Origin of the sequence: Rhodococcus sp. ZPP, from assembly GCF_017656075.1 — a bacterium.
Taxonomy (GTDB): Bacteria; Actinomycetota; Actinomycetes; order Mycobacteriales; family Mycobacteriaceae; genus Rhodococcus_F; species Rhodococcus_F oxybenzonivorans.
The window spans coordinates 2,558,281-2,583,904 of the sequence record NZ_CP058638.1 but is presented as its reverse complement, the minus strand read 5'-3'; the positions used below and the strand labels follow the sequence as shown (position 1 = coordinate 2,583,904).

The following is a 25,624-nucleotide window of genomic DNA, read 5'->3' as shown; positions in this document are numbered from 1 at the left end:
TCGGTTCAGGGCTGAGGCCAATTCAGGGCTGAGGCGTTCGAGCAGGCGGTGGCGATCTGCTTGTTGTGCCGGAGCGAAACGCGGCGAACAGGGACGAGACACCCGGTCTCGTGACTGCTCGTCGGAAAGTGTGAGGGAGAGCGATGTTCGAGAGGTTCACCGATCGCGCACGGCGCGTTGTTGTCCTGGCTCAAGAAGAAGCCAGGATGCTCAACCACAACTACATCGGTACGGAGCACATCCTGCTCGGCCTCATTCACGAGGGCGAAGGTGTCGCTGCCAAGTCGCTGGAGTCGTTGGGCATCTCCCTCGAAGGAGTGCGCAGCCAGGTCGAGGAGATCATCGGCCAGGGCCAGCAGGCCCCGTCCGGCCACATCCCCTTCACCCCGCGTGCCAAAAAGGTCCTGGAGCTCAGCCTGCGCGAGGCGCTGCAGCTCGGACACAACTACATCGGTACGGAGCACATCCTGCTCGGCCTCATCCGCGAGGGTGAAGGTGTCGCGGCGCAGGTGCTGGTCAAGCTCGGTGCCGATCTCAATCGCGTGCGCCAGCAGGTCATCCAGCTGCTGTCCGGTTACCAGGGCAAGGAGCCGGCCGAAGCGGGCGGCACTCGCGGCGAGGCGGGCACCCCGTCGACGTCGCTGGTGCTCGACCAGTTCGGTCGCAACCTCACCCAGGCAGCCCTCGAAGGCAAGCTCGACCCCGTCATCGGCCGCTCGAAGGAAATCGAGCGTGTCATGCAGGTGCTGTCGCGCCGTACCAAGAACAACCCCGTGCTGATCGGCGAGCCCGGTGTCGGTAAGACCGCCGTCGTGGAAGGTCTGGCCCAGGCCATCGTCAACGGCGAGGTCCCCGAGACGCTCAAGGACAAGCAGCTGTACACGCTCGACCTCGGGTCGCTCGTGGCCGGCAGCCGCTACCGCGGTGACTTCGAGGAACGCCTGAAGAAGGTCCTCAAGGAGATCAACACCCGCGGCGACATCATCCTGTTCATCGACGAGCTGCACACCCTCGTGGGTGCCGGCGCGGCCGAGGGCGCCATCGACGCGGCCTCGATCCTCAAGCCCAAGCTCGCTCGCGGTGAACTGCAGACCATCGGTGCCACCACCCTCGACGAGTACCGCAAGTACATCGAGAAGGACGCCGCACTCGAGCGCCGGTTCCAGCCGGTGCAGGTCGGCGAGCCGACAGTGGAACACACCATCGAGATCCTGAAGGGTCTTCGCGACCGCTACGAGGCGCATCACCGCGTGTCCATCACGGATGGTGCACTCGTTGCTGCCGCCACGCTGGCCGACCGCTACATCAACGACCGCTTCCTGCCGGACAAGGCGATCGACCTCATCGACGAGGCCGGAGCCCGGATGCGTATCCGCCGGATGACCGCACCGCCGGACCTGCGCGAATTCGACGACAAGATCGCCGATGCCCGCCGTGAGAAGGAATCTGCGATCGACGCGCAGGACTTCGAGAAGGCCGCGAACCTGCGGGACAAGGAGAAGACCCTCGTCGCGCAGCGCGCGGAGCGGGAGAAGCAGTGGCGTTCCGGTGACCTGGACGTCATCGCCGAGGTCGACGACGAGCAGATCGCCGAGGTTCTGGGCAACTGGACCGGCATCCCCGTGTTCAAGCTCACCGAGGAGGAGACCACGCGTCTGCTCCGCATGGAGGAGGAGCTGCACAAGCGGATCATCGGTCAGGAAGACGCGGTCAAGGCTGTCGCCAAGGCGATCCGTCGTACCCGCGCCGGCCTGAAGGATCCGAAGCGTCCGTCCGGTTCGTTCATCTTCGCCGGCCCGTCCGGTGTCGGTAAGACCGAGCTGGCCAAGTCTCTCGCCAACTTCCTGTTCGGCGAGGACGACGCTCTCATCCAGATCGACATGGGTGAGTTCCATGACCGCTTCACCGCGTCGCGGCTGTTCGGTGCCCCTCCCGGCTACGTCGGTTACGAAGAGGGCGGCCAGCTCACCGAAAAGGTGCGCCGCAAGCCATTCAGCGTGGTGCTGTTCGACGAGATCGAGAAGGCACACCAGGAGATCTACAACACCCTCCTGCAGGTGCTCGAAGACGGCCGTCTCACCGACGGCCAGGGCCGGACCGTGGACTTCAAGAACACGGTGCTCATCTTCACGTCGAACCTCGGAACCTCGGACATCTCCAAGGCGGTGGGCCTCGGATTCACGTCGGGCAAGGGCGACGAGTCGAACTACGAGCGGATGAAGCTCAAGGTCAACGACGAGCTGAAGAAGCACTTCCGGCCCGAGTTCCTCAACCGCATCGACGACATCGTCGTCTTCCACCAGCTCACCACCGAGCAGATCGTCAAGATGGTGGACCTGATGGTGGCACGCGTCGAGGTGGCGCTGAAGAACAAGGATATGACCATGGCGGTCACCGACAAGGCCAAGTCGCTTCTGGCCAAGCGTGGCTTCGATCCGGTCCTGGGTGCACGGCCGCTGCGTCGCACCATCCAGCGCGAGATCGAGGACCAGCTGTCGGAGAAGATCCTCTTCGGCGAGGTCGGCCCCGGTCAGATCGTGTACGTCGACGTCGAGAACTGGGACGGCGAGGGTGCGGGCGAGGACGCGAAGTTCACGTTCCGTGGCGAGACCAAGCCGGTCACGGTGCCCGATGAGGTTCCGATCGACCTGGCCAAGTCGGGCGCGTCCGACTCGGAGTAGGTAACTATCACACGAACGGGCCGCCGGTGGATTTCCACCGGCGGCCCGTTCGTCGCATGCGGCGTCAGAAGCTCTTGCGTCCGGACCAGTTGGCCAGGCGCTCGGTCGGGCCCGCGGCAGGCTGGGGATCGACCACTTCGGCGAATGGAACCTGTCCACCGCGGACTTCGGCCGGAATCGCCTGGCGGGCGACGGCGAGCGCCGCTTCGGCGAGCGCGGGCCGAGCTTCGGAGTGCTGACCGGTGGCGACAGCGATGTCCCAGCCGTGGACCAGTGTCTCGTTGATGTATCCCCACACGGCCGCACGGCCGGGCACCGTCTCCCACGGCGCTCGAACGTCGGCGTCCAACCGGTCGTCGCCCCAGGCCGGCCACATCCGTTCGATCGCGGACCGATAGGCGGCTGCGTAGTCCCCGTCGGAGAATTCGGTGACGACGAGGGGGATCGTGCCCGGATCCCCGCCTTCGCCGATGACCCGGGCACGTTCCACGGTGGCCACCAGATGGCCGAGAAGGGTGCGGACGTCGAAGTCGGCGCACGGGGTGGACGCCGCCAGCTGGTCTTCGCTGACCTTGTCGATGAGGCCGGTTGTCCAGGCGAGTGCCTCGCGGTAGAGGGGACGGGGATCGGTGGTCTGTGTCGTCATGCGGCAACTATCGCCGCGAAACATGACATCTCCTGTCATGTATTTCTGCGAGACTTTTCCCATGCGTGCCGACCGTCTGCTGTCGCTGGTGCTGCTGCTCCGAAACCGTGGTCGGATGTCGGCGTCGGCGCTCGCCCGCGAGCTCGAGGTATCACCGCGTACCGTGCTGCGTGACATCGACGCTCTGTCGTCGGCGGGGATACCGGTGTATGCCGAGCGTGGCCGGGACGGCGGCTTCGAACTGCTCCCCGGATTCACGACGGACCTCACCGGTCTGACCCTCGACGAGGCGAAGGCTCTGCTGGCGGCCGGTTCCGCCGCCACCTCGCAGTCACTGGGCATGGCTCCGGCCTTTGCGTCGGCGATGCGCAAGGTGGTGGCGGCGATGCCCGACGCACACCGCGCAGCGGCCACCAAGGTTGCCGAACGAATTTTCGTCACTCAAGGAACCTGGTTGTCGGACCCGGACCAAGCCGACGAATATCTCGGCCTGATCCAGCAGGCCGTGTTCGTCGGACGTCGCCTGAGCATTCTGTACGCGTCGAGAGGCGCGGCGGCGGTCCGGAGAATTGTCGACCCGCTGGGACTCATTTACGCGTCCGGACGGTGGTACCTCGTCGCCATGGATGCCGGCAGGGAGAGGATGTACCGACTCGAGCGCATCGAGGAGGCAGTGGAACTGGAGGAACCTGCGCACCGGCCGGCCGACATCGACCTCGCCGCCATCTGGCAGCGTCGCCGCGCAGCGTTCCGGGCGAGAACGGAACCGGTCGTCGCGGACGTACTCGTGCGTGTGGCCCGCCGGGACGATCTCGTGGAACGGGTGTTCGGTGTGCGCTCCCAGTCCGTGTTCGACCGTAGTCGGGTTCGCGTCGAGGTGGTGTTCGGCGACCGTGCCCATGCGCACGGTGTGCTCTGGGCGATGGGCGACGATGTCGAGGTCCTGGAACCTCCGGATCTGCGGACAGAACTGCGGTCCAGAGCGATGCGGATGCTCGCACGGTACGAGTAGGTTCGAGGAGAACTGACGTCACACGAGAGGATCGGCATGCCGACACGTACCGCACGCACCGCCTGGAACGGAACGCTCGAACAGGGAGGGGGGCAAGTCGAACTCACCAGCTCGGGAGTTGCCACGTTCGACGTGTCGTTCCCCAAGCGAGCGGCCGACAACGCGGACGGAACCACCAGCCCCGAAGAGTTGATCGCCGCAGCGCACTCGTCCTGCTTCGCGATGCAGTTGTCCGCGCTGATCGCGGAGGCAGGCGGAACTCCGCAGAGTCTCGAGGTGAAAGCCGATGTGTCCCTGGGTCCGGACACTCCGGGTTTCAAGCTGACCGGCATCCTTCTCACCGTGCGAGGTGAAGTGGAAGGCCTGGACGCCGACGGGTTCGCCAAAGCCGCACAGGCGGCCAAGGAGTCGTGTCCTGTCAGCAAGGCGTTGACTGGTGTCGAGATCACGCTCGACGCGGCCCTCGAGTCCTGAGCCGCGTCACTGCCGGTTGAATCGGGCGCGGATCTCTTCCATCTTGGCCTGCAGCTCCTCTTGACTGATCACGCCCCTGTCCATCAGCGCATGGGCAGTCGCGATGACGGAGCGGCTGCGGACCGGGAAGTCGCGGTAGACGGTCTCGCCCAGCTCGTCCTCGGTGTGGCGCCTCTCGAGATTGTCGAAGGCGCCACGCCAGGACAGGCATTCAGCCGTGGCCTGCATTCTCGATTCCCAGGGGTCGGGTTTACGGTCGAGGTCGGGAAGCGTGGCATCGTCACGGGTCGTGGAGGGTGTCAACGTGTTCAGGAGTACTTCGTAGCCTCTTTCAGTCATCACTGTGGGCCTCCAACCGAGGGTGGCGTGGTCGCCGTCCAGTCCACCTGAGGTACTGCGACCCCGATCATGGTGTCGCGGGTAACGATCGATGCGAGTTGCTCTTCACTCCAATCCTCGGTTCCGGACGGCCGCATCGGCATCACCATGAACCGGGACTTCTGATTCGAGTCGTGGACGCGCACTTCCACATCGGGCGGAAAGTGCAAGCCGAACTCTGCTATGACTTCCCGGGGCCAGCGGACCATCCGGCGCCGGTAGTTGGGCGTGCGGTACCAATCGGGTGACATGCCCAGAACGGGCCGCGGGTAGCAGGAACACAGCGTGCAAACGATGACGTTGTGCACCTTCGGCGTGTTTTCCAGCACATAGAAGTAGGTGTAGTCGCTCGGTGTCCCGGACCCGGTCGGATCGCGCCAGTCGATTCCGACTTCCTTGCACGTCTCGGTTCCGTCGGCCAACAGCCGCTTCTTGAATTCCGGGTCGACCCATGCCTTGGCGACGAGCTTGGACCCTCCGGAGGGCCCGACGGATTCGGCCCACTCCGAGAATCTGCGATGGTCCTCATGGGAGAACAGGCCGTGCTCGATGGACAGTTCGCGGATCGCCGTTTCGAGGATCTCGAATTCGCTGATCTCTTCCGACGCTTGGATCGGGGTGTGGTCGTCGTGCGAATGCGTCATGTCTCAGCCTCCCCTGCAAGCTCGAGCCAGCGCTCGGAGCATTCGGTTTCCAAAGTGTCGACGTCGAAGCCGGTGTAGCGAGGCCACAGGTCGGTCTGCTTGAAACGCACTACATAGAACGGTTCCGTTCGTCCGTCGTCCACCCTTCCCCACGCCTCGTCTTCGGGTATCACCCATTCCGGTCGATATTCGACGATCACGCCGGTGTGCCCGCGGATGAACGCTTGAGTTCTGGTGTGGAACATCGACGTCGCGTCCCGGACGGTGACCCGATCGCCGATCCGGAACTTACTCACGACGGACTCCCACCTGCTCGTTGGTCACTCGACCGCCGGCGAACCTCGTCGATCTTCGCGGAGAGTTCGTCAGGGGTGATGAGGCCTTTGTTGATCAGTGTCTTGGCCGCCACCGTGATCCACCGGGCGTAGTACGGCAGACCGAAATAGAGCGTTGCACCCAGGTCGTTCTCGGCACGACGGCGCTCTTCCGAATTCCACACACCCCGCCATCCGAGGCATTCACAAGTGACGTAGGTGCGCATCTCCCAGTCTTCTTCCACCTTCTCCTCGTACGGAACGGGAAGAGCGGGCTGGCCGCCGACATCGTGTAGAACATGCCGTAACGCGTCGAAGGCAGCGTTGGAAAGGTAATAGGGCGAATCCATTTCGGCGTGGTGGACTGGTGTGAATTCGGCTACGCGATTGGCCTGTGCTTCGAATTCCGCTCTAGGGTTCATCTCCGGCTCCGGTCCTGGTGGAACTAGTGGCAGGGAAGTCCCAGTAGGTGGCGTCCGTCGTGCATCAGTTCGTGCAGGTACATGCCACTTCGAGAGATCACGCCCTGGTCGAACCCGACCAGGTAGAGCATGAGGAGGGAAAGAAGGACGACTCCGACGGTCATCGACACGACTCCGAGAGTTTCGACAGTCCTGCCCGGCGAAGCGACGTACACCATGATTTCCCCTGAATGAGTGCGGGTTCGAGAACTACGTCCACTGCCGATCATCCGGGCATTGCGGCGAGCGCCCCTCGATCAGCGGCACGACCGTTTCGACGTTACTCCCGGTACCGAAGACCGACTACTGTCCCGGCGGGCCGAATCCCGGGTGCGCAAATGCGGCGCGGCGGACCAAGACAAACCCAACTTCTGAGGTCGACGTCACGGAACAGAAAGCGGCTTCGAACTGTTTTCCGAACTGTGACGACACAACTCGACGACTCCGCTCGTACCATCGAGATCGAAATCTGGTCGGACGTGGCGTGCCCGTGGTGTTACATCGGCAGGCACCGCTTCCTCGATGCCCTCTCGGACTTCGAGGAGCGTGAGCGGGTGCGGGTGCGGGTGCGGGTGACGTGGCGGGCGTATCAGCTGTCGCCGGAAACACCGGCAGGGGAGCGTCGCAGCGAGCTCGACGCCCTCGTACAGAGCAAAGGTCTGCCCGCAGAACAGGTGCGTCAGATGTTCGAACACGTGTCGCGTACTGCCGCAGAGGAAGGGCTCAGGCTTGACTTCGACACCGTGATCGCCGCCAACACGTTCGACGCGCACCGTCTGATTCACCTCGCGGGCGACTCGCGCGACGCGGTGGTGGAGGCGCTGTTCCGCGCGCACTTCCGTGAGGGCGCGGTGATCGACGATCGGGCGGTTCTGGTCGACATCGCATCGAGTACCGGTCTCGACCCTGATGTCGTGCGGAAGCAGCTGGACTCCGACGTCGGCGCGGATGCCGTACGCGCCGACCTCGACACTGCACGACAGTTGCAGGTATCGGCGGTGCCGTTCTTCGTCGCAGACCGCCGAATCGCGGTGTCGGGTGCTCAACCGAAAGATGTGTTTCTTCAGCTGCTGACACAGGCGAGCGCAGCGTCGGTGGACTGACGACTCCGGTGTCCGCGCAGTGGGGTCCGCCCCTACCCGGGTGTCGGTGCGACGCGCTTGCCATCGCCTTGGCCGAAGAGCACATTGAAATGCACGTCATCGGCAGGGAGGCACTGTGCGCGAGCAGACACGATCCAGAGACACATGGGCTGCGTTGAAAGTGGAGGACTGGACCTCGACACGGGACACCCTGCACATGTGGACGCAGATAGTCGGGAAGATCCGCTTGGCCCACGCACCGTTGATCAACCACTGGTGGCAGGTCCCGCTGTACGTCAGCCCCCGCGGTCTCACGACGTCGACAGTCCCGTACGGCACCGACTGCTTCGATATCGAATTCGACTTCGCCGACCATCGACTGGTGATCCGCACGAGCACGGGCGGCAGCGGGACGGTTGCCCTCGAACCGAAGTCGGTGGCCGACTTCTACACAGAGACGATGGACACGCTGGCCGAACTGGGTGTGGCGACCACCATTCGGGCCCGGCCCAACGAGGTGAACCCAGCCGTCCCGTTCGCGGAGGACACCCAACACTGCTCGTACGACGGTGAGTCGGTGTACCGGTTTTGGCGACAGCTCGTGCAGGCGGACCGGGTGTTGCACGAGTTCCGTTCGCATTTCATCGGTAAGGTCAGTCCCGTGCACTTTTTTTGGGGTGCGCTCGACCTGGCCTGCACCCGGTTCTCCGGGAAAACCGCGCCCACTCACCCTGGGGGAGCGCCGAACTGCGGAGACTGGGTGATGGTCGAGGGCTACTCGCACGAGCTGAGCAGCTGCGGTTTCTGGCCCGGTGGTGGCGCCGAAGGCGCGTTCTATGCGTACGCCTACCCGGAACCGGATGGCTTCGCCGACTACCCGGTCGGGCCCGACGGAGCCCTCTACAGCGGAGAGTTCCGGCAATTCTTGCTGCCGTATGAGGCCGTGCGAACTGCAGACGATCCGGATCTGGCACTGCTGACGTTCCTGCACAGCACCTACGACGCGGCTGCCGAACTGGGTGGCTGGGACCGGGCCGCCCTGGAGGCGGACCCGGCCCGATGGGACAAATTCCGTTGACGCCCTGAAAGGCGGGTCAGCCGGCGTTCGCCGACGCGGGCGCCTGCGCCCGGCTGGCACGCTCGGTGAGGAAGGCGAACACGAGACCGAGAGCGAGCCAGAGGGTTGCCTGGGTGGCGAGGGATGCGAGGCGGAAATCCCACAGCAGGCCGGCCGGGAAGTCGTCGCCCACCTCGTCGACGGTAGGCAGAATCAGATATCCGACCGTGACCACGACCAGGAATGCGGCCACCGGGGCCGCGATGCGCGTCGACAGGAATTCCTGAGCAGCTACCGCCTTCGCCGCGAATACCGACGCGACCACGGCGAGCAGACCCAGCACCACCACGGCGAGCCACAGCCAGGTGCGACTGGTGATGGTCTCGGGATCGCCGACGGCCGGCGGATTGGCCGGGTACTTGAAGAACGGAACGGCTTCGATCGCCAGCCACCCGAGTGACGCGAGCACCATACCGAGCACCGGACCCGAAAGCGTGGTCACCCTGCGCGCGTAGTGCGCGACGACGGCAAATATCGCCCCGAGCGCCAGTCCGGCGAGTGACGTCGCGAGGAACAGACCGAACCGCTGTCCGTTGCGACTGACCAGGGCTTCTTCCTCGTCGTGCGAATGGCCAGCCGGTGCACTCGATTCCGCCCCGTGCGAGTGGTCGGCGCTGCCCGCTTCCTCGATCGCGATGGCGGCGTCGATGTGCGATTCGCCGAGGACGAATGCCACGCCGCCGGCGAGGATTCCGGCAATCAACCCTGCAAGCAGACCGCGAATCAGTAACTTCCCGAAGGACTCGCTCAGTGTCATGTTCGCGGACGACTCGTTCAGTGGCACGGCAGGCCCAGCAGGTGGCGCCCGTCATGCATCAGTTCGTGCATGTACATGCCACTGCGCGAAATCGCGCCCTGGTCGAATCCCACGAGGTAGAGAGCAAGCATCGCGAAAAGTACGATCGCGAACGAGATGACGGCGAGCCGGGTCGAATCGACCGATGCGCCGGGTGCGTAGACGAGTGCCATGGTTCCTCCTGGGATGTCGCGTCCCCTAGGTTCATGCGATGGCCGCAGTATCTGGCTGTCGAGGTGGTTCCCGCATCTTGCCGTGGCCTAGCTGAGGGACTACTCCGATTTACAGTGGCGCGACCGCTCCGGTTTTGCACCGGATTCCTGCCGAACCATCGCTTTGTCTTGCGAACTTTCGCACCCGGCGGGCCGCCGTGTCAATGTTCGCCTCGAGGTTCGTGTCGAGCAGGTCCTCAGCGGTCGGCCGCTGCCGAGACGTCGAGAACCACCTCGAACTCGAGCAGAGACGCGCCGGACGCCACCGGCTTCTGCCGCTCACCAGCGTGCGCTTCCCGTGCAGGGCCGTCGCGCCACGCCTCGAATGCCTCTTCGCTCTCCCACTGGGTGACGACGAAGTAGCGGTTCTCGCCCTTGACCGGGCGCAGAAGCTGGAACCCGAGAAAGCCTGGGGAATTCTCGACGGCATGCGCGCGTCCTGCGAAGCGCTTCTCCAGTTCGGGGCCCGCACCCTCGGGAACTTCGATTGCATTGATCTTCACCACTGCCATGCTTGGGGAGGGTACTCCGCTAGCGTCGCAGTCGTGGTGGGTGAGAGTGCGTTGCACGACGAGGGCGGCACCGGACGACCGATTCTGCTGCTGCACGGGTTGATGGGCAGTGCGCGGACGTGGCGCAGGCAGGTTCCGTGGCTGCGCGAACACGGCCACGTCTACACGTTCGACGCTGCAGGCCACGGCCGTCCCGCCCCGCGCGTGCTGTCGACGGAAGCATTCGTCGAAGACCTGGCGGCGACATTGAGTCCGGTCGCCGAGCCGCTGGTCGTCATCGGGCATTCGATGGGCGCCTTGCACGCGTGGTGCCTGGCCGCCGAGTTCCCGGAGAAGGTCGCCGCTCTCGTTCTCGAAGACATGGCGCCTGATTTTCGTGGCCGTACCGCCGACGACTGGGCGGCGATGATCTCGAACTGGCCGCAACCGTTCGAGACGCGAGAGGCGCTCGTCGAGTATTTCGGACCTGTCGCGGGTCAGTACTTCCTCGACTCGTTCGAGCAGCGAGACGACGGCTGGTACCTGCACGGCGAGGTCGAGACGTTCCGCGACATCTCCGCCGAGTGGGGTGACCGGCACTTCTGGGCTCAGTGGGCCTCGATCACGGTGCCGGCGCTGCTGATCGAGGGCGAGTACACCATCACCCCCGAGGGGCAGATGCGGAAGATGGCAGAGCGGCATCCCCACGCCGAATACGTCCGCATCGAGGAAGCCGGGCACCTCGTCCACGACGATCAGCCGGAGCAGTACCGGAAAGTGGTCGAGGAATTCCTGCACGAACTGACCTGAGCGCACGGTTGCGCAGAGGTTTGTCAGCTGCGGACGTAATCGTGGAGGTTTCCAGCAATCTTCTCAGCGTCTGTGCCCGATCGTGAGGGCACCTAGCTTCCCTCACCCGCGAGGGCGAAGAGGCCGTCGTCGGTCTGCTCCACCAAGCCGTCGAGCAGTAACGAGTGCAGAGCACGATCACGCTGACCGGGGTCGTCGAGCCACACCTGGTCGAGGCGAACCCGCTCGACCGGACGCGAACTGTCGCGCAACACCGCCATGAGCTTGCCGCGAACCTGACGGTCCGTGCCCGCAAACTTCTGCACCTTCCTGCGTTCACCGGTGTGCGCTGGTCGCCCAGCGTCCATCCAGGCGCAACTCGGCAGCGGACACCGCGAGCATTCGGGGGAGCGTGCGGTGCAGATCGTCGCACCGAGTTCCATGAGTGCCGCAGAGAACGTGGCGGCGCGGGCGCGGGTCCGGGGCAGCAGCGCGGACACGTCCGCCAGGTCGCGCACCGTCGACGGGTTGCCGGGCTCCGCGTTGCCGTGCACAGCGCGCGCCACCACCCGTCGAACATTGGTGTCGACGACGGGGACACGCTGCCCGTAGGCGAAGCACGCCACTGCGCGAGCGGTGTACGCGCCGATCCCGGGAAGCCCGAGGAGGGTGTCGACGTCGCTCGGGACCACGTCACCGTGCTGGGTGGCCAGCACTTCGGAACACTGGTGCAGTCGCAGCGCTCGCCGCGGATAACCGAGCTTTCCCCACGCGCGCAAGACGTCGGCCTGGCTCGACGCCGCCATCAGGGACGGGACGGGCCAGCGCTGCACCCATTGCTCCCAGATGGGAGCAACGCGGACGACGGGTGTCTGCTGCAGCATGATCTCGCTCATCAGAATGTGCCAGGCGGTCACACCCTCGCGACGCCACGGCAAATCCCTGGCCTCGGCGTCGTACCACCTGATCAGCGCAGACGAGTCCACGGTCACTTCTTCTCACAAGTCCCTTCGCCGCAGTGCCAACCGGAATTTCCGTCGACGTAATGCTCCCGCAGAGCCGGTGCAACAGGAGGGGTGCACAATATGCTCATGCCTAACTCCAACCCGGTTTCTGCATGGAAGTCCCTACGCCAGGGTAACGAGCGGTTCGTCAACGGCACCTCGCTCCATCCCAGCCAGGGCGTCGCCGATCGCGCGAAGCTCGTCGGCGGCCAGCACCCCACGGCCGTCCTGTTCGGATGCGGAGACTCCCGCGTCGCCGCCGAGATCATCTTCGACCAGGGGCTCGGCGACATGTTCGTCGTCCGCACCGCAGGCCACGTCCTCGACGACGCGGTTCTCGGGTCGATCGAGTATGCCGTCGGGGTGCTCAACGTGCCGCTCATCGTCGTGCTCGGTCACGACAGCTGTGGCGCCGTCAAGGCGACGCTCGACGCCCTCGACGACGGCAACATCCCCCCCGGATTCATCCGCAGCATCGTCGAACGTGTGGCGCCGTCGATCCTGAAGGGACGCCGCGAGGGCCTCAGTACCGTCGACGAACTCGAAGGTCGCCATGTGGTGGAGACCGGTGCGCTGCTCATGCAGCGGTCGCGCATCATCGCGGAGAAGGTGGAGAGCGGCGCGTGCGCCATCGCCGGTGTCACGTACAAGCTGTCCGACGGCCGCACCCACCTGCAGGGCGCCGTCGGAGACATCGGTGAGCTCACGGACTGACCGCGACACGCCGCACCCGCTGAGCCGTACCCGCACGCTGCCGAACTACCGTTGACGTCGTGCTGGAACCGAATGGACCGTTGCCCCCCGAGATTTACTGGCGCCGCAGGGCGCTGGCGATCGGCGGCGCCATCGTCGTGCTGCTCTTGGTGGTCTGGTTGATCAGTTCCCTCCGCGGTGGGGACGATTCCGAGACCGACCCCGCGGCAGCCAGCTCGTCGTTGACCACGCCGGTGTCGATTTCACCGACTGCCTCGGGTTCGCCGTCGAGTGGTGGTTCCGGCGGCTCGGGTGGGGGCGGCGGAGCTGCCGCGGCCGGCGATGAAGGGTCCGGCACGGCAAGTGCCTCGGGCTCCTCGACCAGTGGAGCATCGAGCAGTGCCGGGTCGACGAGTGCAGCGGTCAGCGGTCAGACTGTTGCAGCCGGCCAGTGCCCGGACCAATCCCTGGCCATCAAAGTCGCTGCCGACAAGCCGACATACCTTCCTGGGGAAGAGCCGAGTTTCACGACGGTCATCACCAACATCGGCACCACGTCGTGCCAGCGCGACCTCGGTAGCAGCCTGCAGCAGGTGCTGGTGTACACGATCGACGGCAGCGTCCGGCTGTGGTCCAACATCGACTGCTTCCCGCAGTCCGCGGCCGACCTGCGCACCCTCGCCCCCGGCGAGCAGGCTCAGTTCACGGTGAAGTGGTCTGCCAAGACATCCGCACCGGATTGCCTCACCCAACCGGAACCGCAGCGCGATCCGGTGGGTCCCGGCGCATACACCGTGGTGGGGCAGCTGGGACAGCTGCGTAGTGCGCCGGAACCGTTCAACCTGAGCTGACCGGACTACAGCTCGATCCGGGACCGGCGATCGAATTCCTTCTCCAGGCCGGTCTGGTCAGGGTCGGCGAGCAGTGCCGCGAGAAGAATGCGGGCCTGTCCGGCTCTGAGGTCGGTCGAGAAGAGGGCCCCGGCCGCGATGAGATCGGAGCCGCCTCCACCTCCGCCGTAAGTGGGGGAGATCGACCCGAACGGAACGCGGGTGGATACGGCGACCGGCACACCCGCCGCGACGGATTCGCGTACCGCCTCGACGATTCCGGGGTTCGCGTTGCCGGATCCGAGCGCATCGAGAACCAAGCCGTGCGCGCCGGTGCTCCGGCACGCGTCGAACTGCACACGATCCGTGCCAGGGTAGATCGCGACGACGTCGACACGGACGCCGGAGATCGGACGCCAGGGCAGTGGCTCGGGCCGGTGGCGGTGCATCGGGGTGCGGACGGACCGGAACGCATCGAGCGCGGTCGTGTCCGCCTTGCGGACCCCCGGAACCGGATGAAGCTTTCCGCCGAAGGAAATCAACACTCCCAGTCCACGCATGGCCGGATCGGTGGCGGCCGACAATGCGGCCGAGAGGTTGGCCTGCGCGTCCGACTCGGGATGATCGAAGGTGCGTTGTGCCCCGGTGAAGACGACCGGCCGGGGATCGGCGTGATGCAGATCCACCAGAAACGCGGTTTCCTCCATGGTGTCGGTTCCGTGGAGAACGACCACCCCGGCGACAGTGGGGTCGCGGAGTTCCGCTGCGATTGCCTCGCGTACCCGATCCATGTCGGCGAAGGTCATACACGAGCTGTCCTTCGACAGGACATCGGTGACGCGGACCTCGGTGGCCGCCCGCTCGGCTCCGGTCGCGAGCAGATCCGGGCCGGTGACGACGGGACGGCTCACACCGTCCTCGCCGCGTCGGCTCGCGATGGTGCCCCCGGTGGTGACGACGGCGACTGTAGGCACTTACTGTCCTCCCTGCGAGGCGGTCGGGTAGTCATCGGTGGACATGCTGTCATCTCGTGCGGCGGCCAGGTCGCGGATGCGGTTTCTGCAGGCGTACCAGCCGATCACCAGGAGCGGGGCGATGATGGCGATCGATCCGACGGTCCACGTTCCGACGGGGTGGTCGAAAGCCATCAGCACGACTACGCCGACGAGGAACGCCAACGTCAGAAGGCCGGTGTAGGGGGCGCCGAACATCCGGAAACTCGGCCGTACGAGGCGCCCCTCCTTCGCGAACTTCCAGAGTTTCAACTGGCACAACACGATCACGGCCCAGGCGCTGATGATCCCGAGGGCGGCCAGGTTGAGGACGATCTCGAACGCCTGAGTGGGAACGATCGCATTGAGTCCGACACCGAGCAGGATGACGAATCCCGTGAGAGCGATGCCGCCGTAGGGGACGCCCGCCTTGTTCATCCTCGCCGCGAACGCGGGCGCCGACCCCGCCATGGCCATCGAGTGCAGTATTCGTCCGGTCGAATACAGTCCGGCATTGAGTGAGGACAATGCGGCGGTGAGTACGACGAGATTCATGATCGCGTCTGCGCCTTCGACGTTGATCGTTCCGAAGAAGGTAACGAACGGGCTTTCGCCGGCGTGATATTCCATGTAGGGGAGAAGCAGCGCCAGTAACAGGACGGATCCGACGTAGAAAACGAGAATCCGGAGGATCACCGTGTTGATCGCCTTGGGGATTACCTTCTCCGGATTCTTGGTTTCCCCGGCCGTGGTACCGACCAATTCGATGGATGCGTAGGCGAATACGACGCCCTGAATCACCACGATTGCGGGCAGGATGCCGTTGGGGAACCACCCGCCGTTGTCGGAGATCATGCTGAAGCCGGAGGTGTGGCCCTCGATGGGGGTACCGAACAAGACGAAGTAGACCCCGAAGCAGAGGAATGCGGCCAGCGCCACGACTTTGATGAGCGCGAACCAGAATTCCAATTCACCGAACACGCGTACCGACACCATGTTCAGTGTCAAAACGAGCGCTACTGCCGCCAAGGCGAATACCCATTGGTCGACGTCCCCCAGCGGCGCCCAGTATTTCTTGAAGAAGTTCATGTAGAGCGCTACTGCAGTGACGTCGACGACCGCGGTCATCGCCCAGTTCAGCCAGTAGAGCCAGCCGGCGGCGAACGCCATCTTCTCGCCGAAAAATTCGCGCGAGTACGAGACGAACGAACCCGACGTGGGACGGTGCATCACCAGCTCGCCCAGTGCCCGCAGAATCAGGAAGGCGAAAAATCCGCAGAGGGCGTAGACGAGAACAAGGGCGGGTCCTGCTTGATGAAGGCGTCCACCGGCGCCCATGAACAGACCGGTGCCGATCGCACCACCGATGGCGATCATCTGAATCTGTCGAGGGCCGAGGGCCTTTCGATACCCCAGATCTTCCTCGACGAAGATGTCGTGTGTCTGACTCGGGCCGTCTTTTTCGATCGTCATGACACCACTCCAGCGGTCGTCGGAACGGGAGCCTGAGTTGCCGTACCAGCCCTCAGGTTGGCGAGGTGCTCCGGACTGAGTAGTCGATCGAGTTCGTCTCGGTCGAGCAGTCCCGCATCGATCACGAGGTCGGCGACCCTACGACCGGACACCAGCGCTTCCTGCGCGATACGGGTCGACGCGGTATAGCCGATGTACGGATTGAGCGCGGTGACGAGTCCGATCGAGTCTTCGACCCGGGCACGCAGAAGTTCGGTGTTGGCGGTGATCCCGAGAACGCACTTGTCGGCCAGGATGCGGCAGGCGGCGGCCAGATGCCGCATTCCGTCCGACAGCGAATGCACGATGATCGGTTCGAAGGCGTTGAGTTGCAGCTGGCCGGATTCGGCGGCCATCGTGATGGTGACGTCATGACCGATGACCTCGTAGGCCACCTGGTTGAGCACTTCCGGAATCACGGGATTGACCTTGCCGGGCATGATCGAAGATCCCGCCTGCACCGGCGGCAGATTGATCTCGTTGAGTCCCGCCCGCGGACCGGAGGACAGGAGACGAAGGTCGTTGCAGACCTTCGACAACTTCACCGCGATCCTCTTCAGGACGCCGGACAGGTGCACGAACTGGCCCACATCCTGGGTAGCCTCCACCAGGTCGGTGGCGAGAACGAGGGGAAGCCCGGTGAGTTCGCGCAGCTTGTCGCACGCGGCCTCGGCGTACCCGGCGGGGGCGTTGAGACCGGTCCCGATTGCGGTGGCTCCGAGATTGATCTCGTGGACCAGAAGCGCTGCTTCCCCGAGTCGTGCGCGGTCCTCGTCGATCATCACCGAGTAGGTGGCGAATTCCTGTCCGAGTGTCATCGGGACCGCATCCTGAAGTTGGGTGCGGCCCATCTTCACCGTGCCGGCGAACTCGACGGCCTTCGAACCGAATGCCTCCTGCAGGACCCGCAGGGCGTCGAGCAGATCCTCGATCGTCAGGATCGTGGCGATGTTGACTGCCGTGGGATAGACGTCGTTGGTCGATTGGCTGAGGTTGACGTGCTCGTTGGGGTGCAGGTGCTGGTACTCGCCGCGATCGTAACCGAGAATTTCGAGCGCCCGGTTGGCAATGACCTCGTTGGCGTTCATGTTGGTCGACGTCCCGGCGCCACCCTGGATCACATCGACGACGAACTGCTCGTGCCAGCGGCCCTCGACAATTTCGCGGCAGGCCTGGCCGATCGCCTCGGCGCGGCGGTGGTCGAGAATGCCCAGCTTCTCGTTGGCGCTCGATGCCGCCCATTTGACGAAGGCGAGTCCGCGAATCAACGAGGGGTTCGTCGAGATCGGCCGACCGGTGATCGGGAAGTTCTCCACCGCACGGAGCGTGTGAATCCCCCAGTACGACTCTGCGGGCACCTGGCGGTCCCCGAGTAGGTCGTGTTCTGTTCTCGTTTCGAGCACTTGACTTCATTCCTCACGTGGATTCGCGCTAGCAGTGGTCCCGCGGCGCTCGGAGAGGCAGTCGGTAGACCTGACCACCTACCTGCCTGCCAGGCTGTCAGACAGGTGACATTGTTACGTGGCTCACTTGCGGTCGTCAACCCCTCGATTCGCGCAGGTTGACGCATTTGCCTGGTCGTGAGAAGAATATTGCCATGAACCTGTCAGACAGCTGGGCAGCCAAGCGTCCCGTGACCGCGCGGGTCAGCGCCGCCGAAGCTGTTCTCGCGGACCTGCGCGCCGCAATCACCTCGGGTGAGTTGGCGGTCGGGGAGCGGCTCCCGTCGGAAGCGTCGTTGGCGACGCGGCACGGGGTCAGTCGTTCGGTCATCCGCGAGGCCCTGCGGTCGTGTCATGCGCTGGGTCTGACCGAGACCAAATCGGGTCTGGGCACGTTCGTCATCAGTGATTCGATCGCGCGCGACCTCGACTTCGGGAACTACGCCGCCAACGAGCTCGTCGAGGCGCGCCCTCATGTGGAGATCCCCGCTGCCGGATGGGCGGCGCAGCGGCACTCTGCCGAGGATCTTGCCGCATTGCGCGGCTTGGCCGGTCAGATGCGCGACGAGGACGACCCCTTGGTGTGGGTGTCCCTGGACGCCCAGTTCCACGCGCTGATCGCCCGGACCAGTCGCAATCGTGTGTTCGAGTCGGTCGTCGTCGATATTCGTGAAGCGCTGACCCGGCAGTCGGAAACGCTCAACCTGGTCGCCGGCCGGCAGCGGAGGTCGAACGACGAGCACGACCGGATAGTCGACGGGATCGAGTCCAGGAGCTACGACGTGGCCGCCAAGGCCATGGCGGAACACCTCGATGCCGTGCGTGTCGCACTGGAATCCGTTGTCGGCGAGGCCTATTCGGCGGATCGATCGTAGGAGGTAGTTCGGCTCGTACGTTCCGGTCGGGCGAAAACTAGTCGTAGGGACCGGAAATCGACGTTTCGGCGAGCCTGGACAGGCCCTCCCTGATGTGTCGAGCCCACAAGCCGCCGATCCCCTCCACCGACTGCAGGTCGGCGGCCGTTGCGGCAAGCAGCGACTGCAGAGTCCCGAACGAGCCGACGAGCCGGTGAATTTGGTTGAACTGCAAGCGGGGAACTCGGGTGAGAACGCGATAACCACGTGGACTCATGGGAGCCTCGAGCGCTTCGATCGTTCCCGGGTATCCGAACGCGCGAGCCAGAGTCGTCAGGTCCAGCAGGTCGGCGTCGGTGATCTTGTCGAGGGCAGTCAACGACTTCTCGACATCGGGTGCAGGGGCGGGTCCCGAACCGGCGAGATAGTCGCGGACGATCAATTCCCGTGCCACATCGTTGTCGCCGACGAGCTCTTCGAGTTGGAGGGCGAGCTGTCGGCCGTCGGTGCCCAGTTCGAGTACATCCTGCTCGATCTCCACAGACACGCGGCGCACCATCTCGAGCCGCTGCACCACGGTGAGCGCGTCGCGGAGGGTGACGAAATCCTCGATCTCGACGACCGACAACTGACGGGTGACCTCGTCGAGGCGCGCCTTGTACCGCTCGAGGGTGGCCACCGCCTGATTGGCCCGGGACAAGATGGTGGCAGACCCGTCGATGACGTGGCGTATTCCGCCGACGTACACGCTGACGATGCTCATCGACTGGCTCACCGACACCACGGGATATCCCGTCTGCATCGCCGTGCGTTCGGCGGCGCGGTGCCGGGTGCCGGACTCGACGGTGGGAATCTTGTGGTCGGGAACCAGCTGGACGTTGGCGCGGACGATGCGCGAACCGTCCGTGGACAGGACCACGGCGCCGTCCATCTTCGACAGCTCACGCAGCCGGGTGGGAGCGAACTCGACGTCGAGCTCGAAGCCGCCGTCGCAGATTTCTTCCATCTGCTCGTCGTAACCGAGGACGATCAGTGCGCCCGTGCGGCCACGGAGAATACGTTCGAGGCCGTCCCGAAGCGCCGTTCCAGGAGCCAGTCGGGCAATGGTTTCGCGCAGCGCAGACGACGACTCTGCATCGTTCATCGCGAAACACTCCCCGCTGAGGTAGACGTCACTTTGTACAGGGCCGTCGGGGAATAGGGCCCGGACCCGCGTTTAGATTACCTATCCATGAGTAGTACCTGGACTTTGCCCGACGACCTGACCCTGCCGGAACCGGTCGGCACCTTCCCCGCTGCAGGTCAGCCCGTGCCGCATCACTGGAGTCGGTGCTTCGGATGCGGCGACCAGTCGCCGGCCGGTATGTCCATGAGCTTCACCGCCGGGGAGAACCTCGAGGTGTGGGGACGTCTCGAGGTGGCCCCTCGCTATCAGGGCGGTCCGGGAGTTATCCACGGCGGCATCCTGTCGACGGCGTTCGACGAGGCGCTGGGCATGGCGTGTCGGGCGACCGTGGACGGTCCGGTGGTGACCGGTCATCTGGAGATCGACTTCGCGCGGCCCATTCCGCTGGGCTCGGTGCTGGAATTTCACGCGCGCATCGACGGAACGATCCGCCGCAAGGTCTACGCCAGTGCGGAGGCGCGCATCGTCGAGGGGCCGAATGCTGACCCCGACGTGGTAGTGGCCACATCGCGGGGGTTGTTCCTCACCGTCACGGCCGAACACTTCGAGAAGACCAAAACCTTCGTGGACGGGGTTCCCGACATGCCGTTCGGCACGTCGTCGATCTAGTTGTCTAAATACGCAGGGAAGCGATGGCCGCTCCGAGATTCCCGACCTCGGTGACTTTCATTCCGGGAGGGGCCGCACCGGAGTCGAGGGGAACGAGGGCCCGGTTGAATCCGAGTCGGGCCGCTTCGGCGAGCCGGCGCCCGACACCGGGAACCCGCCGGACCTCACCTGCCAGCCCGACTTCGCCGAGGATCACCAGCCCGTCGGGAACGGGCTTGTCCTTGACCGCGGAGGCGACGGCGAGTGCCAGCGCCAGGTCTGCGGACGGTTCGGTCATCCGCATGCCGCCGACCGTAGCCGCGTAGACGTCGTTCTTGGCGATCGGCACTCCGCACCGGCGGTCCAGCACGGCCAGCACCATGGCCACACGTGCGCTGTCGAGCCCGCTCACCGCGCGCCGGGGTGCGGGCATGGACGTCGCGGCCACGAGCGCCTGGACCTCGCCGAGCAAGGGCCGCTTGCCGTCCATCATGACCGTGACGGCGGTACCGGGCACGGCTTCGGCGCGGTGGTGCAAAAAAAGTCCCGACGGGTCGCTGATGCCGGCGATGCCGTCTTCCCGGAGTTCGAAGCATCCCACCTCGTCGGCGGCACCGAAGCGGTTCTTGACCCCGCGCACCATGCGGAGTGTGGAGTGCTTGTCGCCCTCGAAGTGCAGGACCACGTCCACGAGGTGTTCGAGTGACCGCGGACCCGCGACGGCGCCGTCCTTCGTGACGTGGCCGATCAGCAGCACCGGGACACCGCTGGCTTTCGCGAGCGAGGTGAGCGCACTGGTGACGGCCTTGACCTGGGTGACGCCGCCGACGACACCGTCGACGTCCGCGGCAAGCATGGTCTGCACGCTGTCGACGATCAGCAGGGTGGGACGTACCTGTTCGACGTGACCGAGGATGGTCGCGAGGTCGGATTCGGCGGCGAGATAGACCCGCTCGTGCACCGCGCCCGTCCGGTCGGCACGTAGCCGTACCTGACCGGCGGACTCTTCACCCGTGACGTAGAGCGATCGGTCGTCCGGGCCCCGCCGCGCCCACTGGTGTACGACCTCGAGAAGAAGCGTTGACTTGCCGACGCCTGGTTCGCCCGCGAGGAGAACAACCGACCCGGGGACCACGCCACCGCCGAGGACGCGATCGAGTTCACCGATTCCGGTGGGTTTGGCCCGAGTGGACGTGCTGTCGATCTTCGTGATGGGAGTCGCCGGCGTGGACGGGAGAACGGCCCCCGCCCCGGCCTTCGCGAGCGAGGCGCCCGGACGACTCGCCACCGGCGCGAGGATCGGAGCCTCGTCCATCGATCCCCAGCTGCCGCACTCGGGACAGCGGCCGACCCATTTGGGCACGGTGCACTGACACGACGAACACCGGAAACTGGACTTGAGTTTGGCCACCGACGCAGCCTAGAGAGCCGGTCCGACAGACCGGCCCCGGGCGGCTGTCAGTGCCCGCCGCCGCCTTCGGCCTGCGTGCCCGCGGACTTGTCGGACACGTGACGCTCGGTTTCGTGACCGGCGTCGACGGGAACGGACACCGTGACCTCACCGGCCTTCTCGAACGTGAAGGTGACGGGGAAGGTGAGGCCGGGGCGCACACCCTCCTTCAGATCGTCCAGCGTGACCAGGACGACATCGCTCGGAACCTCGGCGGCCTGGTCACGCTCTTGCTCGGCATGACCACCCTCCACAGCGTCCTGCGCGACGTCTCCGGCTACGAGCGCCGTCTGCGGGGGAATCTCCTGGCCGCCGGCAGCATCACGAATGGTGACGGTCTCGGCGACGTCGGTGCTGATCTTGGTCAGCTTGTCGGCGGCATCTTCGTTGTTGTTGATCGCGGTGAACGCGAGGACCGCTTTTCCGCCGGCCTCGATGCTGTACTCGTCCGAGTTGGGGTACACGACGTGCACGTTGCGCAGAGCGATCGATCCGAGGTCGGCGCCGTTGCCGTTGACCGCGGCGACCTGACTCGAGGTCTGGGTGATCTGTCCCGCACCGCAAGCGGACAGCGTGAGGGCCACGCCGGCAGCAAGAGCAACGGCGGTCGCGACTCGGCGAGTCGGCTTGTCGAGAGCAGTCACGGGTTGTCCTCCAGTGTCAGGTTCGCACTCCAACTAGGCAGAGTAGTAGTTCCCTCGTACGGCCCGGTCGCTGGGTACTCACAATGGTTGTCTGCGTGCACTTTCGGCCTCGAAGAACTGCCAGTTCGGAGCCCGTGAGATGCACGTATCGCAGGCGCTGTCAACCCCTACGATCAGGCCTCGGTGCCCCTGACCTGCACCGTTGATGCGACCTGGAACCGGTCACGTGTTAAACTCGAAAGATCGAAAGGGGCACGGGACAGATGATTTTTAAGGTCGGAGACACCGTCGTATACCCCCATCACGGTGCGGCGCTGATCGAAGCTATCGAAATCCGCACCATCAAGGGTGAGCAGAAGGAATATCTCGTTCTCAAGGTTGCTCAGGGCGATCTCACCGTACGGGTTCCCGCAGACAACGCAGAGTATGTAGGCGTACGTGACGTAGTCGGTCAGGAAGGCCTCGACAAGGTCTTCCAGGTCTTGCGGGCACCGCACACCGAAGAACCCACCAACTGGTCTCGCCGCTACAAGGCGAATCTCGAAAAGCTCGCGTCGGGTGACGTGAACAAGGTCGCCGAGGTCGTTCGTGACCTGTGGCGTCGCGAGCAGGACCGCGGCCTGTCCGCGGGGGAGAAGCGCATGCTCGCGAAGGCCCGGCAGATTCTTGTCGGAGAGCTGGCGTTGGCCGAAGGTACCGACAGCGACAAGGCCGAGACAATCCTCGACGAGGTCCTCGCGGCCGCGTCCTAGACAGCCGCGACGTCGCAGTGACCGAAGACCGAGGTCCTGTAGTCGCGCTGGTTCCCGCCGCTGGTCAAGGAGTGCGTCTGGGCGAGATGACGCCCAAGGCATTCGTTGATCTCGGTGGGAAGACCATGCTTGTACGCGCGGTCGACGGGCTCCTCCAGTCGGGGGCTGTCGACCGCGTCGTCGTGATCGTGCCGGAAGAGCTCGTCGATTCCACGCGCGGCACTCTGCCTGATGGAGTCGTCGTCGTGCCCGGCGGCAGCGAACGGACAGATTCGGTGCGCGCGGGCCTCGCTGTCGCGGACGACGCAGAATACGTGCTCGTCCACGATGCTGCGCGTGCGCTCACGCCCCCGTCGCTCATTGCCCGGGTCGTTGCGGAACTGCGCTGCGGGCGCAGCGCCGTCATTCCCGTCCTCCCGGTGACGGACACGATCAAGACCGTCGACGTTCTCGGGGCGGTGACCGGAACACCCGAACGCTCCGAACTGCGGGCGGTCCAGACGCCACAGGGCTTCGTCGCACCACTGCTCCGGCGTGCCTACGCCGCCGCGGATGGCATCGCGACCGACGATGCCGGCCTGGTGGAGCGCCTGGGTGAGCAGGTTCGCAGCATCGTCGGAGAACCCACAGCATTCAAAATCACCACACCGCTGGATCTCGTGCTGGCCCGCGCGCTGGTGGAAGAGGGAGTGAACTAGTGCGCGTCGGCATCGGTACGGACGTCCATCCGATCGAGCAGGGACGGCCGTGCTGGATGGCCGGTCTTCTGTTCGAGGGCGAGGACGGGTGCGCCGGTCACTCGGACGGCGATGTCGCGGTCCACGCACTGTGTGACGCATTGCTGTCGGCCGCGGGGCTCGGTGACCTGGGTTCGGTTTTCGGCACGGGCAGGCCGGAATGGTCGGGAGTGAGCGGCGCCGCAATGCTCGCCGAGGTGCGACGACTCCTCGGCGAGGAAGAATTCGGTGTCGCCAATGCCGCCGTCCAGGTGATCGGGAATCGGCCGAAGATCGGCCCGCGCAGAGACGAAGCGCAAAAGGTGTTGAGTGACATTCTGGGCGCACCGGTTTCGGTGTCCGCGACCACCACGGACGGTCTCGGACTCACTGGGCGGGGCGAGGGGATCGCCGCGGTGGCCACCGCGTTGGTCATCTCTACTCAAAGCGCCAGGTAAGATCGCTGGTCGTGACCCTGCGCCTATTCGACACCGAGACGCGGGCCATGCGTGACTTCGTTCCGCTGGCCCCTGGACACGCATCGGTGTATCTGTGTGGAGCCACGGTGCAGGGCGACCCCCATATCGGGCACGTGCGCAGTGGCGTCGCCTTCGACGTACTGCGACGCTGGTTACTCGCCCACGACTTCGACGTGGCGTTCGTGCGCAACGTCACCGATATCGACGACAAGATCCTGAACAAGGCCGCCGAAGCCGGGCGCCCCTGGTGGGAATGGGCCGCCACATTCGAGCGATCCTTCACCTGGGCGTATCAGCAGCTCGGAGTCCTTCCGCCGTCGATCGAGCCACGGGCTACCGGGCACGTCACCCAAATGGTCGAGATGATGCAGCGACTGATCGACAACGGTCACGCGTACGCCTCGGGGGGTGACGTCTACTTCGACGTGCGCAGCTACGCGAGCTACGGCAGCCTGTCCGGGCACAAGCTCGACGATGTGCACCAAGGCGAGAGTGCCGGCGAATGCAAGCGGGATCCCCGTGACTTCACGCTGTGGAAAGCGGCCAAGCCCGGTGAGCCGTCGTGGCCGACGCCGTGGGGTCGTGGCCGCCCGGGATGGCACCTCGAGTGCTCGGCAATGGCCGAGTTCTACCTCGGTGCCGAGTTCGATATTCACTGCGGCGGACTCGACCTCGTCTTCCCTCACCACGAGAACGAGATCGCACAGGCCAAGTGCGCCGGCGACGGTTTCGCGCAGTACTGGTTGCACAACGGCTGGGTCACCATGGGTGGCGAGAAGATGTCGAAGTCGCTCGGCAACGTGCTCTCCGTGCCGAACGTGCTGAACAAGGTTCGGCCGCAGGAACTTCGGTACTACCTCGGCAGCGCCCACTACCGGTCGATGCTCGAGTACTCCGACACCGCTCTCGACGAGGGGGCCGCGGCGTTCCGCCGGGTCGAATCATTCGTGAACCGGACCTGTGAGCGTGCCGGTGAGGTCCCCGTCGGTCGTTGGACGGAGGCGTTCGGTCGTGCTCTCGATGACGATCTCGCCGTCCCGGCCGCGCTCGCCGACGTACACGGCCGTGTGCGTGAGGGCAACATCGCTCTCGAAGGTGGAGACCTCGAGGGTGCCCGCGAGATCGCGTCGCAGGTGCGGGCCATGATGGGAATTCTCGGTGTGGACCCCCTCGATCCGCACTGGACTCAGGACACCGCGGATGCGTCCGCGGCAACCGACGCCCTGGACGTACTGGTCCGGGCCGAACTCGAGCGCAGGCAGAGTGCCCGGGCCGAGAAGAACTGGGCTGTGGCCGACGAGGTGCGTGACCGCCTCATCCGGGCGGGCATCGAGGTCACCGATACCCCCAACGGGCCCGAGTGGTCTCTCAAGGCAGGACAGTAG

The 25,624-nt window shown here is 65.1% G+C and carries 30 protein-coding genes and 1 riboswitch; of the genes, 14 read left to right on the top strand and 16 right to left on the bottom strand.

All coding sequences use genetic code 11. From position 1 onward, the window contains the following. Nucleotides 1-143 precede the first annotated feature (143 nt). Nucleotides 144-2,681 carry an ATP-dependent Clp protease ATP-binding subunit gene (locus HYG77_RS12245; RefSeq protein WP_109326470.1) on the top strand — a complete coding sequence of 846 codons (2,538 nt, stop codon included), beginning with the start codon at nt 144-146 and terminating at the stop codon, nt 2,679-2,681. Nucleotides 2,682-2,745: 64 nt separating this feature from the next. On the opposite strand, the gene HYG77_RS12240 is transcribed toward HYG77_RS12245, so the two are convergent. Continuing rightward, entirely contained in the window at nt 2,746-3,351 is a 606-nt protein-coding gene (locus HYG77_RS12240; protein WP_208962792.1) for a TIGR03086 family metal-binding protein, read from the bottom strand. A 37-nt stretch (nt 3,352-3,388) separates the two neighbouring features. On the opposite strand from HYG77_RS12240, the gene HYG77_RS12235 reads away from it, so the two are divergent. Together HYG77_RS12235 and HYG77_RS12230 are read left to right on the top strand one after the other, a co-directional pair. After that, a complete protein-coding gene (locus HYG77_RS12235) occupies nt 3,389-4,339 on the top strand; it encodes a YafY family protein (protein WP_109326477.1) in 951 nt (316 codons plus the stop codon). A gap of 36 nt (nt 4,340-4,375) precedes the next feature. Then, nucleotides 4,376-4,813, top strand: coding sequence for an OsmC family protein (locus tag HYG77_RS12230; RefSeq protein WP_109326478.1), 438 nt, complete (start codon nt 4,376-4,378; stop codon nt 4,811-4,813). A 6-nt stretch (nt 4,814-4,819) separates the two neighbouring features. On the opposite strand, the gene HYG77_RS12225 is transcribed toward HYG77_RS12230, so the two are convergent. Genes HYG77_RS12225 through HYG77_RS12205 form a run of 5 tightly spaced genes read right to left on the bottom strand, consistent with a single transcriptional unit; the run spans nt 4,820 to nt 6,789 of the window. After that, a complete protein-coding gene (locus tag HYG77_RS12225; protein WP_109326479.1) occupies nt 4,820-5,155 on the bottom strand; it encodes an SH3-like domain-containing protein in 336 nt (111 codons plus the stop codon). Then, nucleotides 5,152-5,835 carry a thiocyanate hydrolase subunit gamma gene (scnC, locus tag HYG77_RS12220; RefSeq protein ID WP_109326480.1) on the bottom strand — a complete coding sequence of 228 codons (684 nt, stop codon included), beginning with the start codon at nt 5,833-5,835 and terminating at the stop codon, nt 5,152-5,154. Before scnC ends, HYG77_RS12225 begins: the two co-directional genes overlap by 4 nt. Beyond that, nucleotides 5,832-6,131, bottom strand: a complete 300-nt coding sequence (locus tag HYG77_RS40665) for an SH3-like domain-containing protein (RefSeq protein ID WP_109326481.1) — start codon at nt 6,129-6,131, stop codon at nt 5,832-5,834. Before HYG77_RS40665 ends, scnC begins: the two co-directional genes overlap by 4 nt. Next, nucleotides 6,128-6,571: an SH3-like domain-containing protein gene (locus HYG77_RS40660; protein WP_109326484.1), complete on the bottom strand. Its 444-nt coding sequence runs from the start codon at nt 6,569-6,571 to the stop codon at nt 6,128-6,130. The genes HYG77_RS40665 and HYG77_RS40660 overlap by 4 nt, the downstream gene beginning before the upstream one ends. A 23-nt stretch (nt 6,572-6,594) precedes the next feature. Next, entirely contained in the window at nt 6,595-6,789 is a 195-nt protein-coding gene (locus HYG77_RS12205) for a CbtB-domain containing protein (protein WP_109326485.1), read from the bottom strand. A 243-nt stretch (nt 6,790-7,032) separates the two neighbouring features. Between HYG77_RS12205 and HYG77_RS12200 the strand changes: the two genes are divergently transcribed. Together HYG77_RS12200 and HYG77_RS12195 are read left to right on the top strand one after the other, a co-directional pair. Next, the gene (locus HYG77_RS12200) at nt 7,033-7,713 is read left to right on the top strand and encodes a DsbA family oxidoreductase (protein WP_109326486.1); all 681 of its coding nucleotides are present in this window, start codon (nt 7,033-7,035) and stop codon (nt 7,711-7,713) included. Nucleotides 7,714-7,828: 115 nt separating this feature from the next. Further along, nucleotides 7,829-8,770 (top strand): DUF5996 family protein, encoded by a 942-nt coding sequence (locus HYG77_RS12195; protein ID WP_109326487.1) that lies wholly within the window; start codon nt 7,829-7,831, stop codon nt 8,768-8,770. A gap of 16 nt (nt 8,771-8,786) precedes the next feature. On the opposite strand, the gene HYG77_RS12190 is transcribed toward HYG77_RS12195, so the two are convergent. From HYG77_RS12190 to mhuD, 3 genes are all read right to left on the bottom strand, one after another. Continuing rightward, on the bottom strand, nt 8,787-9,566 hold the full coding sequence (locus HYG77_RS12190; RefSeq protein ID WP_109326488.1) for a CbtA family protein: 780 nt from the start codon (nt 9,564-9,566) through the stop codon (nt 8,787-8,789). Between the two features lie 17 nt (nt 9,567-9,583). Continuing rightward, entirely contained in the window at nt 9,584-9,778 is a 195-nt protein-coding gene (locus HYG77_RS12185; RefSeq protein WP_109326489.1) for a CbtB domain-containing protein, read from the bottom strand. Nucleotides 9,779-9,800: 22 nt separating this feature from the next. Further along, nucleotides 9,801-9,953, bottom strand: a riboswitch (cobalamin riboswitch). A 61-nt stretch (nt 9,954-10,014) separates the two neighbouring features. Next, nucleotides 10,015-10,329, bottom strand: a complete 315-nt coding sequence (gene mhuD, locus HYG77_RS12180) for a mycobilin-forming heme oxygenase MhuD (RefSeq protein ID WP_109326490.1) — start codon at nt 10,327-10,329, stop codon at nt 10,015-10,017. Between the two features lie 33 nt (nt 10,330-10,362). Between mhuD and HYG77_RS12175 the strand changes: the two genes are divergently transcribed. Next, nucleotides 10,363-11,118, top strand: a complete 756-nt coding sequence (locus HYG77_RS12175) for an alpha/beta hydrolase (protein ID WP_244461292.1) — start codon at nt 10,363-10,365, stop codon at nt 11,116-11,118. 92 nt (nt 11,119-11,210) lie between these two features. Here HYG77_RS12175 and HYG77_RS12170 read toward each other — a convergent pair whose 3' ends face one another. Then, entirely contained in the window at nt 11,211-12,089 is an 879-nt protein-coding gene (locus HYG77_RS12170; RefSeq protein WP_109326497.1) for an A/G-specific adenine glycosylase, read from the bottom strand. Nucleotides 12,090-12,188: 99 nt separating this feature from the next. Here HYG77_RS12170 and HYG77_RS12165 point away from each other — a divergent pair, with 99 nt between their 5' ends. Together HYG77_RS12165 and HYG77_RS12160 are read left to right on the top strand one after the other, a co-directional pair. Continuing rightward, the gene (locus HYG77_RS12165) at nt 12,189-12,815 is read left to right on the top strand and encodes a carbonic anhydrase (RefSeq protein WP_109334835.1); all 627 of its coding nucleotides are present in this window, start codon (nt 12,189-12,191) and stop codon (nt 12,813-12,815) included. A gap of 59 nt (nt 12,816-12,874) precedes the next feature. Then, nucleotides 12,875-13,645, top strand: a complete 771-nt coding sequence (locus HYG77_RS12160; protein ID WP_109326500.1) for a hypothetical protein — start codon at nt 12,875-12,877, stop codon at nt 13,643-13,645. 5 nt (nt 13,646-13,650) lie between these two features. Here HYG77_RS12160 and HYG77_RS12155 read toward each other — a convergent pair whose 3' ends face one another. From HYG77_RS12155 to HYG77_RS12145, 3 genes are read right to left on the bottom strand one after another with little or no spacing between them, the layout of a single operon-like run. Further along, nucleotides 13,651-14,598, bottom strand: coding sequence for an asparaginase (locus HYG77_RS12155; RefSeq protein ID WP_109326501.1), 948 nt, complete (start codon nt 14,596-14,598; stop codon nt 13,651-13,653). Next, nucleotides 14,599-16,089, bottom strand: a complete 1,491-nt coding sequence (locus tag HYG77_RS12150; RefSeq protein WP_208962790.1) for an amino acid permease — start codon at nt 16,087-16,089, stop codon at nt 14,599-14,601. Then, nucleotides 16,086-17,531 carry an aspartate ammonia-lyase gene (locus tag HYG77_RS12145; RefSeq protein ID WP_109326504.1) on the bottom strand — a complete coding sequence of 482 codons (1,446 nt, stop codon included), beginning with the start codon at nt 17,529-17,531 and terminating at the stop codon, nt 16,086-16,088. The genes HYG77_RS12150 and HYG77_RS12145 overlap by 4 nt, the downstream gene beginning before the upstream one ends. 194 nt (nt 17,532-17,725) lie before the next feature. Here HYG77_RS12145 and HYG77_RS12140 point away from each other — a divergent pair, with 194 nt between their 5' ends. Then, a complete protein-coding gene (locus tag HYG77_RS12140; protein ID WP_208962789.1) occupies nt 17,726-18,445 on the top strand; it encodes a FadR/GntR family transcriptional regulator in 720 nt (239 codons plus the stop codon). Nucleotides 18,446-18,482: 37 nt separating this feature from the next. On the opposite strand, the gene disA is transcribed toward HYG77_RS12140, so the two are convergent. Next, entirely contained in the window at nt 18,483-19,568 is a 1,086-nt protein-coding gene (gene disA / locus HYG77_RS12135) for a DNA integrity scanning diadenylate cyclase DisA (RefSeq protein ID WP_109326508.1), read from the bottom strand. A gap of 87 nt (nt 19,569-19,655) precedes the next feature. Here disA and HYG77_RS12130 point away from each other — a divergent pair, with 87 nt between their 5' ends. Beyond that, nucleotides 19,656-20,219 carry a PaaI family thioesterase gene (locus HYG77_RS12130; RefSeq protein WP_208962788.1) on the top strand — a complete coding sequence of 188 codons (564 nt, stop codon included), beginning with the start codon at nt 19,656-19,658 and terminating at the stop codon, nt 20,217-20,219. Nucleotides 20,220-20,223: 4 nt separating this feature from the next. On the opposite strand, the gene radA is transcribed toward HYG77_RS12130, so the two are convergent. Together radA and HYG77_RS12120 are read right to left on the bottom strand one after the other, a co-directional pair. After that, nucleotides 20,224-21,609 carry a DNA repair protein RadA gene (gene radA, locus HYG77_RS12125; RefSeq protein WP_208962787.1) on the bottom strand — a complete coding sequence of 462 codons (1,386 nt, stop codon included), beginning with the start codon at nt 21,607-21,609 and terminating at the stop codon, nt 20,224-20,226. A 47-nt stretch (nt 21,610-21,656) separates the two neighbouring features. Beyond that, nucleotides 21,657-22,292 (bottom strand): copper chaperone PCu(A)C, encoded by a 636-nt coding sequence (locus HYG77_RS12120; RefSeq protein ID WP_109326515.1) that lies wholly within the window; start codon nt 22,290-22,292, stop codon nt 21,657-21,659. 263 nt (nt 22,293-22,555) lie between these two features. Between HYG77_RS12120 and carD the strand changes: the two genes are divergently transcribed. Genes carD through cysS form a run of 4 tightly spaced genes read left to right on the top strand, consistent with a single transcriptional unit; the run spans nt 22,556 to nt 25,624 of the window. Beyond that, nucleotides 22,556-23,044: an RNA polymerase-binding transcription factor CarD gene (carD, locus tag HYG77_RS12115; protein WP_109326516.1), complete on the top strand. Its 489-nt coding sequence runs from the start codon at nt 22,556-22,558 to the stop codon at nt 23,042-23,044. Between the two features lie 17 nt (nt 23,045-23,061). Continuing rightward, the gene (gene ispD, locus HYG77_RS12110; protein WP_109326517.1) at nt 23,062-23,742 is read left to right on the top strand and encodes a 2-C-methyl-D-erythritol 4-phosphate cytidylyltransferase; all 681 of its coding nucleotides are present in this window, start codon (nt 23,062-23,064) and stop codon (nt 23,740-23,742) included. Continuing rightward, a complete protein-coding gene (gene ispF, locus HYG77_RS12105) occupies nt 23,742-24,218 on the top strand; it encodes a 2-C-methyl-D-erythritol 2,4-cyclodiphosphate synthase (RefSeq protein WP_109326518.1) in 477 nt (158 codons plus the stop codon). Before ispD ends, ispF begins: the two co-directional genes overlap by 1 nt. An 11-nt stretch (nt 24,219-24,229) precedes the next feature. Beyond that, on the top strand, nt 24,230-25,624 hold the full coding sequence (gene cysS, locus HYG77_RS12100) for a cysteine--tRNA ligase (RefSeq protein WP_109326519.1): 1,395 nt from the start codon (nt 24,230-24,232) through the stop codon (nt 25,622-25,624).